General features: G+C 40.1%; 5 protein-coding genes and 2 pseudogenes. 1 reads left to right on the top strand and 6 read right to left on the bottom strand.

Annotation, left to right across the window (positions count from 1 at the left end; translation table 11 throughout):
- The 6 genes and pseudogenes from PVV60_RS10850 to ssb form a co-directional block, all read right to left on the bottom strand.
- Positions 1-196, bottom strand: a pseudogene (locus PVV60_RS10850) (hypothetical protein); the annotation flags it as partial.
- 187 nt (positions 197-383) lie between these two features.
- Positions 384-896: a peptidylprolyl isomerase gene (locus PVV60_RS06825; RefSeq protein ID WP_273723950.1), complete on the bottom strand. Its 513-nt coding sequence runs from the start codon at positions 894-896 to the stop codon at positions 384-386.
- Positions 897-914: 18 nt separating this feature from the next.
- Positions 915-1,508: a peptidylprolyl isomerase gene (locus PVV60_RS06820; RefSeq protein ID WP_273723949.1), complete on the bottom strand. Its 594-nt coding sequence runs from the start codon at positions 1,506-1,508 to the stop codon at positions 915-917.
- Positions 1,498-2,017, bottom strand: a pseudogene (gene coaD, locus PVV60_RS06815) (pantetheine-phosphate adenylyltransferase). Before coaD ends, PVV60_RS06820 begins: the two are co-directional and overlap by 11 nt.
- Positions 2,018-2,040: 23 nt before the next feature.
- Positions 2,041-4,824 carry a DNA gyrase subunit A gene (gyrA, locus tag PVV60_RS06810; protein WP_273723947.1) on the bottom strand — a complete coding sequence of 928 codons (2,784 nt, stop codon included), beginning with the start codon at positions 4,822-4,824 and terminating at the stop codon, positions 2,041-2,043.
- 230 nt (positions 4,825-5,054) lie between these two features.
- Positions 5,055-5,561 carry a single-stranded DNA-binding protein gene (gene ssb / locus PVV60_RS06805; protein ID WP_273723946.1) on the bottom strand — a complete coding sequence of 169 codons (507 nt, stop codon included), beginning with the start codon at positions 5,559-5,561 and terminating at the stop codon, positions 5,055-5,057.
- A 348-nt stretch (positions 5,562-5,909) separates the two neighbouring features.
- Here ssb and uvrA point away from each other — a divergent pair, with 348 nt between their 5' ends.
- Positions 5,910-8,825 (top strand): excinuclease ABC subunit UvrA, encoded by a 2,916-nt coding sequence (uvrA, locus tag PVV60_RS06800; protein ID WP_273723945.1) that lies wholly within the window; start codon positions 5,910-5,912, stop codon positions 8,823-8,825.
- Positions 8,826-8,848 lie beyond the last annotated feature (23 nt).

Raw genomic sequence — 8,848 nt, 5'->3', positions numbered from 1 at the left:
CGCCAACCTCACTTGTCTCACCCAGCGTCAAGGTGCCATCAGTTGAGAGTTCTATCCGCTTTTGCGAAACAATGCGCCCCGTTTGGCTGAGATTTTTTTGCGCATGCAAAGCAATGGTATCATTGCTTTCTATTGTGCCACTATTGCTTAAATCACCGTGGCTGGTCAGTTGAAGATCACCACGTTCTATCTCGACAGGTGTTTATACAAATCCTTTGCGTTATATTCTTCAGGAAGATCCGATTGAAGGAAATATATGAACAATGCTTAGCTTGAAATTATAAAAGATAAGCTTGATGCTACCAAAGAGTTTCGAGTGCCTTTATTGATCAGAAAAGAGTATTTTTCTTAGAAACTTACAATTGAAATCAGTATAATTTATACTATTTTGCATCCGCAGCAATAACGGCTTTGATAATTGAATCTGGATCTGCAACAGGTTCACCACGTTTAATTTTATCAACATTTTCCATACCTTCAACAACCTGCCCCCATATGGAATATTGACGATCAAGCCACGGAGCATCTGCAAAACAAATAAAAAACTGAGAATTAGCAGAATTTGGATTCTGACTCCGTGCCATAGAAACTGTACCACGCTTATGAGAAAGATTTGAAAACTCTGCTGTTAAATTTGGTTTTTCTGCCCCTCCCATACCCGCACGTGATAAATTGAATTTTTCACTATCCTTCTTTCCAAATTGCACATCCCCAGTTTGCGCCATAAAACCATCAATAACGCGATGGAAAATAACATTATCATAAGCACCTTCACGTACCAGTTCTTTAATACGTGCAACATGACAAGGTGCTAAATCAGCAAAAAGCTCAATAACAACTCTGCCCTTTGTTGTTTCAAGAATTAAAGTATTCTCTGGATTTTTATTCTCAACCATATGGAAAGCTCCTTTGATTCATTTCTCAACTTGTAAAGTAGCAGCATTAATAACATCAGGATTGTTTACAGATCCATTATTACTTGTCGTCCCTTTTTTTATTTTATCAACAACATCCATCCCCTTTATAACCTCTCCAACAACCGTATACTGACCATTTAAAAAAGCAGCATCATCAAAACAAATGAAGAATTGAGAATTCGCGGAATCCGGATCTTGTGACCGTGCCATCCCAACAGTACCACGCTTAAACGGCTGCTTTGAAAACTCTGCCGGTATATTGGGATAATTTGAGCCACCCATACCAACGCGCTTCAGATCAAAATCTTTGCTGCCTTTTTTTCCAAACTTTACATCACCAGTTTGTGCCATAAAATTAGGAATAACGCGATGAAACACAACGTTATTATAGGCCCCCTCCTCTGTTAATCTTTTGATTTGCACAACATGTTTTGGCGCCAAATCAGGACGCAGACGAATAATGACATCACCATCTTTGAGAGATAAAATAAGAAGGCTTGCACCACTTGCTGAGCTAGAATTACCAGCGACAGCGGACAATGAAAAAAAACAAAACACGCATACCAAAACAGCAAAAATTCTACGAGACACAATTATTCTCCCCTAAAAGATTGGAATTTCGAGCTCAAAGCTTGTGCAATATTGGGCGGTACAAATGGTGTCACATCACCTCCCATAGAGGCAATTTGACGTACCAATGTAGAAGTTATCGCACGCCCAGAAACGCTTGCCGGTAAAAAAACAGTTTGCAATTCAGGAGCCATAACACCATTCATCCCTGCCATTTGCATTTCATAATCAAGATCAGTACCATCACGCAATCCACGAATGAGGAATGAAGCACCAACTTCACGCGCCTTCTCAATGAGAAGGTTGTTGAATGAAAGAACCTGCAATCGATTAGAATCTGCACCAAGCAAGTCTTTCCCTACCTGGGTAATGAAATCAACACGCTCTTCAAAGCTAAAGAGTGTTTTTTTGCCAGCCTGTATCCCTATGGCGACGACCACCTTATCAGCTAACACAAAACACCCTTTCAAAACATCAAGATGACCATTTGTAAGAGGATCAAAAGAACCCGCGTAAAGAGCAATTTTCATGATTTACTCCATCCTCTTCAAAATTATTTTTCTTCGCTCATATCAACTGTATCAGAATGTTTCTCACCTTCATCATCTAATGAACTCGTATCATCTTCAGGTTCAGAAATACGTTCAACCGATACGACTTTTTCACCTTTGGCTGTATTAAAAATTGTGACTCCCTTAGTTGAGCGCCCAGCAGTACGAATTCCCTCAACTGGGACACGAATAAGCTGTCCCCCATCTGATACCAACATAATTTGATCTTGCTCCTTCACCGGAAAAGCCGCTACTAATTTACCAATTTCAGCTGTTTTAGATGGATCTGTTGCACGAATCCCTTTTCCACCACGTCCCGAAATCCGGAACTCATAGGAAGAAGAACGTTTACCATAACCAAACTCACTCACCGTCAAAAGCATTTGTTCACATGCATGAAGTTCTGCATAACGTTCATCTGTTAACTCTGTTTCAGCCCCTCCGTCTTCCTCATCAAGAGTTACAATATCTTCAACATCAGAATCTGCACCAGAAGCACGCCGTTCATTCATGACACGTTTAATATAAGCAGAACGCTCAATGGACGTCGCCTCGACATGCTCTAAAATTGTCATCGAAATAACTTTATCGCCTTTAGCTAAATTGATACCACGAACTCCCACAGAATTACGCCCAGCAAAAACACGAACATCAACAACTGGGAAACGGATACATTGTCCATTGGCTGTTGTTAGAACAACATCATCATGTTCTGTACAGGTTTCAACAGAAAGAATTTCATCTTCTTCATCAAGTTTCATTGCAATTTTACCATTACGATTAACCTGAACGAAATCTGACAATTTATTACGACGCACAGTTCCACGCGTTGTCGCAAACATAACATCCAATGCACTCCAGCTCGCTTCATCTTCAGGCAAAGGCATAATCGTTGTAATACGCTCACCTTGTTGTAAGGGAAGCATATTGATCAAAGCCCGCCCACGCGATTGGGGTGTTCCCAGCGGCAGTCGCCAAACTTTTTCCTTATAAACAATCCCACGTGATGAAAAGAAAAGAACCGGAGTATGCGTATTGGCAACAAACAATCGCGTTACAAAATCCTCATCCTTCGTAGACATACCAGAACGCCCCTTACCACCACGCCGCTGTGCACGATAGGTATTAAGAGGCACACGTTTAATATAGCCACTATGGCTCACCGTTACCACCATATCCTCTGATGCGATCAGATCTTCACTCTCCATCTCAGCACTACCAAAACCAAATACAGTACGTCGCGGCGTTGCAAATTCCTCACGAAGAGCACTCAACTCATCCTTAACAATACACATAATGCGTACGCGTGATGCCAAGATATCAAGATAGTCAGCGATATCCACGCCAATTTTATTCAATTCATCAGCGATCTCATCACGCCCAAGGGCTGTCAATCTTTGCAAACGCAATTCTAAAATAGCACGCGCCTGTTCTTCAGAGAGATTATAAGTACCATCCTCATGAATAATATGACGAGGATCATCAATAAGTTTAATCAAAGGCGCAACATCCATCGCTGGACAGCGTCGCTCCATTAACTGTGCACGTGCTGTCTGCGGATCAGGAGCTTTGCGAATAAGTGCTATAATTTCATCAATATTGGCAACAGCAAGAGCAAGACCAACCAAAACATGTGCTCGCTCACGCGCTTTACGCAAAAGATATTTTGTTCGCCGACTGACAACTTCTTCCCGAAATGAAACAAATGCACGAAGCATATCAAGCAACGTCATCTGTTCGGGTTTTCCCCCATTCAAAGCAACCATATTACAACCAAAGGAAGTTTGTAGCGGCGTATAACGATATAATTGGTTTAAAACAACTTCCGCAACAACATCTTTCTTCAGCTCAATAACAACCCGATATCCATCACGATCAGATTCGTCACGCAAATCAGAGATTCCCTCAATGCGTTTATCGCGCACCAATTCGGCCATTTTCTCAATCATCGTTGCCTTATTAACTTGATAAGGGATCTCACTCACAATAATTGCTTGTCGACCACTGCGAATTTCTTCGATCTCAACTTTAGCACGCATAATGACTGAGCCACGCCCTGTTTCATAAGCTGCACGAACACCAGAATGGCCGAGGATAATGCCCCCTGTAGGAAAATCCGGACCAGGAATAATTTCAATTATTTTATCGAGTGTGATATCGGGATTATCAATCAAAGCGATACAACCATCAACGACTTCACCAAGATTATGGGGAGGAATATTGGTTGCCATTCCCACAGCAATCCCCCCTGACCCATTAACCAAAAGATTGGGAAAACGCGCTGGTAAGACAACCGGTTCACGCTCACGCCCATCGTAATTATCCTGAAAATCAACAGTATCTTTATCAATATCAGCTAAAAGTTCTTCTGAAACTTTTTCTAAACGACACTCAGTATAGCGCATGGCCGCGGGTGGATCTCCATCAACAGAACCAAAATTTCCCTGACCATCAATCAATGGATTTCTTAAAGAAAAGTCCTGCGCCATACGCACTAAAGCATCGTAAATTGAAGCATCACCATGGGGATGGAATTTCCCCATAACCTCACCAACAACACCAGCAGACTTACGATACGACTTATTGAAAGAAAGCCCCATCTCATTCATAGCATGAAGGATACGTCGATGAACAGGTTTAAGACCATCACGGACATCAGGGAGTGCACGTGAAACTATCACGCTCATCGCATAATCAAGATAGGAGCGTTGCATTTCATCAATAATACTGATTGGTTCAATACCGGTTAGCACATCACGTTCTGGGGGTGGAGTAAGATCGGTCACAATTTCAAAACTTTCAAAAAAGAATCATTTCACTTTAATTTATAGCGAAAAATACACAAAAATGCTAATTTCTCTTCCATGACAAAGGAGAAATTTAACAATATTTTTCAAGATGTTATTAATTTATATTTTAAATTACCAATAATAATTAATAATTTCCACTTCGTTAAACTTCAAAAATCTGAAACAAACAAATCATAAGGTGATCATAATACTACAATTAAAGAATCTTAAAAAGGTACGTCATCATCTAATTTGTGTGAAAAACTTTCTTCCAATTGATTATTATTTTGACCAAAAGTATTTCTCTGATTTGAGTGACTATCGGCAAAGCCACCACTATAATTCCCCCCTTGACTTGCACCTTGCTCTCCGCCCGCTGCTCCCCGCCCATCAAGCATTTGTAATTCGCCACGGTACTTTTGCAAAACAATCTCTGTTGTATAACGGTCATTTCCATTTTGGTCTTGCCATTTTCGTGTCTGTAGCTGCCCTTCAATATAAATTTTGCTGCCTTTTTTTAAATATTGCTCTGCAACTTTGACAAGGTTTTCATTAAAAATAACAATACTATGCCACTCAGTACGTTCTTTTCGCTCATTTGTATTCCGATCACGCCAACTCTCTGAAGTAGCAATACGCAGATTTGCCACTTGATCACCAGAATTCAAACGGCGGATTTCAGGATCCGCACCAAGATTACCAATCAAAATAACTTTATTAAGGCTACCAGCCATCGCATAAACTCCAAAATTTTAATTCGTAAAATACTTTGTTATATAACAGTTATAACCTATATAACAGCTATAACCATCTTGACCTTCAATTTACATGTCTGCAATTAACCATCAATATGGGTATTGCTATCCTTTCCCAATATTGTATCCGTGTAACTATAACAAAAGATGATAAAAACGCATAGTTTATTCCACCATAGGAAAATAAAAAGCTGCTCATTTGTATTTTTTTCACAAAACTTATACCTTCCTTTTGCATTAAAGCAGATAAACACATTGTAATTCTAAAAAAACAGTTTTATTCCATTTTAGGTGCTCAATTTTTGCCACATATGCCAAGGATAAAGTATGACTCATCAAAAATATATCTCCATTCGCGGTGCACGTGAACATAACCTTAAAAATATTGATCTCGATCTGCCTCGTGACAAACTCATTGTTATAACAGGACTTTCTGGATCAGGGAAATCATCCTTAGCTTTTGATACAATTTACGCTGAAGGACAACGCCGCTATGTCGAAAGCCTTTCAGCCTATGCACGCCAATTTTTGGAAGTCATGCAAAAACCCGATGTCGACCGCATAGACGGTCTCTCTCCAGCTATCTCCATTGAACAAAAAACAACCAGTCGCAATCCTCGTTCAACGGTAGGTACCGTTACTGAAATCCACGATTACATGCGTCTTCTCTTTGCACGTATTGGCATTCCTCATTCTCCTGCAACAGGACTCCCTATTGAAAGCCAAACAGTAAGCCAAATGGTGGATCAGATTATGTCATTACCAGAAGGAACACGGATTTTTATTATGGCACCCTTGGTGCGAGGACGAAAGGGAGAATATAAAAAAGAGCTAACAGAACTTTTAAAAAGAGGATTTCAACGCGCTAAAGTTGATGGCGAATTTTATGAAATCCCTGATATTCCACCTCTTGATAAAAAATATAAACACGACATCGATGTCGTGGTAGACCGCATTGTTGTACAAAAGGATATCACCTCTCGCTTGGCTGATAGTATAGAAACCTGTTTACAATTAGCAAATGGACTTGCCATAGCTGAAATGGCAGACCAGCCCTTGGCACAAAAAGAAACAACAAAGGAATCTGCTCATAAATCAAAAAATGATACACATAAACGGCTCATTTTTTCAGAAAAGTTTTCCTGCCCTATATCTGGTTTTTCTATTCCTGAAATTGAACCACGCCTTTTTTCGTTCAATAATCCTTTTGGGGCTTGCCCTCTCTGCGATGGATTGGGTATCAAAAAGGCAATGGATCCACTAAAAATTGTGCCAAATAAAAATCTTACTCTAAAGAATGGAGCCATTGCCCCTTGGGCTAAATCGGATTCACTTTATTATAGCCAAACCTTAGAAGCATTAGGAAAAGCTTACGGTTTCAAACTCACAGATCAATGGTGTGAACTCTCTAATGAAGCACAACAGGCTATCCTCTATGGTACAAAAAAAGATGAAATTTCTTTTATCTATAAAAATAATTCTGGTTTGCATAAAACAACACAACCTTTTGAAGGAATCATCCCTAATATGGAGAGACGCTGGAAAGAAACCGATTCTGCTTGGTCTCGAGAAGAAATCGAACGTTATATGTCCTCTTCGCCCTGCCCAGCTTGTCACGGTTATCGTTTAAAACCAGAGGCACTTGCTGTAAAAATCAACGGAATGCATATTGGGCAAATATCAGATCTTTCTATTCTAAAGGCAGATGATTGGTTTGCCAATATTCATCAATATCTCACAGAAAAACAACGTAATATCGCCGTACGTATTTTAAAAGAAATTCGTGAACGCTTAGCTTTTTTAAATCATGTAGGATTGGAATATCTTACCTTATCTCGAAATTCAGGAACGCTTTCAGGTGGAGAAAGTCAACGCATTCGGTTAGCATCCCAAATTGGTTCTGGTCTTACAGGCGTTCTTTATATTTTAGATGAACCATCTATCGGTTTACACCAACGTGATAACGAACGCCTTTTAGAAATGCTGCGCCATTTACGCAATCTTGGCAATACAGTTATTGTTGTTGAACATGATGAAGATGCTATTCTCACAGCAGATTATGTTGTCGATATGGGCCCTGTCGCGGGCGTTCATGGTGGAGAAATCATAGCGCAAGGGACACCACAGGAAATTATAGAAAATTCAGCCTCTCTCACAGGCCAATACCTTTCAGGAAAAATGGCTGTTAAAATGCCGACAGAGCGACGCAAAATATCAAAAACGAAAACACTTAAAGTCATCGGCGCCAAAGGCAATAACCTCAAAAATATCAATGCGTGCATCCCTCTTGGAACCTTCACATGCGTAACCGGTGTTTCAGGAGGAGGAAAATCAACATTTCTTATTGAAACGCTTTTCAAAGCAGCATCACATCATATCATGGGCTCTCATCACAGCCCTGCCAGCTATGACAAAATTGAAGGATTAGAATTTCTTGATAAAGTCATCGATATCAACCAGTCCCCTATTGGGCGCACCCCACGCTCTAATCCCGCAACCTATACAGGTGCTTTTACACCGATTCGTGAGTGGTTTGCCGATCTTCCAGAATCAAAAGCCCGTGGTTACAAAGCTGGGCGTTTTTCATTTAATGTTAAAGGAGGACGTTGCGAAGCATGTCAAGGTGATGGAGTCATCAAAATTGAAATGCACTTTTTACCTGATGTCTATGTTACTTGTGATGTCTGTAAAGGAAAACGCTATAATCGAGAAACACTAGAAATAAAATTCAAAGGACAGTCTATAGCCGATATTTTGGATATGACAATTGAAAAGGCTGAGGAATTTTTCCAAGCTATTCCCGCTATTCATAATAAAATGGAAACTCTCATTAAAGTAGGATTGGGTTATATAAAAGTAGGACAGCAAGCAACCACACTTTCTGGTGGGGAAGCACAACGTGTGAAACTTGCGAAAGAACTTTCACGTAAAACAACGGGACGTACACTTTATATTTTGGATGAACCGACAACAGGCTTACATTTTCACGATATTTCCAAACTTCTTGAAGTGCTGCATGAACTAGTCGAGCAGGGTAACACAGTTATAGTCATTGAACATAACCTTGATGTTATAAAGACAGCCGACTGGATTATTGATCTAGGACCAGAAGGTGGAGATCGCGGTGGCGAAATTGTTGCAATTGGACGCCCTGAGGACATCATTAAGGTTCCCGCCTCCTATACGGGAAAATTTCTAAAAGATGTTTTACTGCGCCAATCTCTCTATAATTCCAATTCTTAAAAACGCTTTCCATTGAAAATACA

This window comes from Bartonella sp. AU18XJBT, from assembly GCF_028618595.1.
Lineage (GTDB): Bacteria > Pseudomonadota > Alphaproteobacteria > Rhizobiales > Rhizobiaceae > Bartonella.
Note: the sequence above shows the minus strand (reverse complement) of the source record. Positions and strands in the feature narration are given on the sequence as shown.

Excerpts from the sequence above, each read along its gene's own strand:
- PVV60_RS06825 (WP_273723950.1), bottom strand. The coding sequence starts at position 896 with ATGGTTGAGAATAAAAATCCAGAGAATACTTTAATTCTTGAAACAACA.
- ssb (WP_273723946.1), bottom strand. The coding sequence starts at position 5,561 with ATGGCTGGTAGCCTTAATAAAGTTATTTTGATTGGTAATCTTGGTGCG.
- uvrA (WP_273723945.1), top strand. The coding sequence starts at position 5,910 with ATGACTCATCAAAAATATATCTCCATTCGCGGTGCACGTGAACATAAC.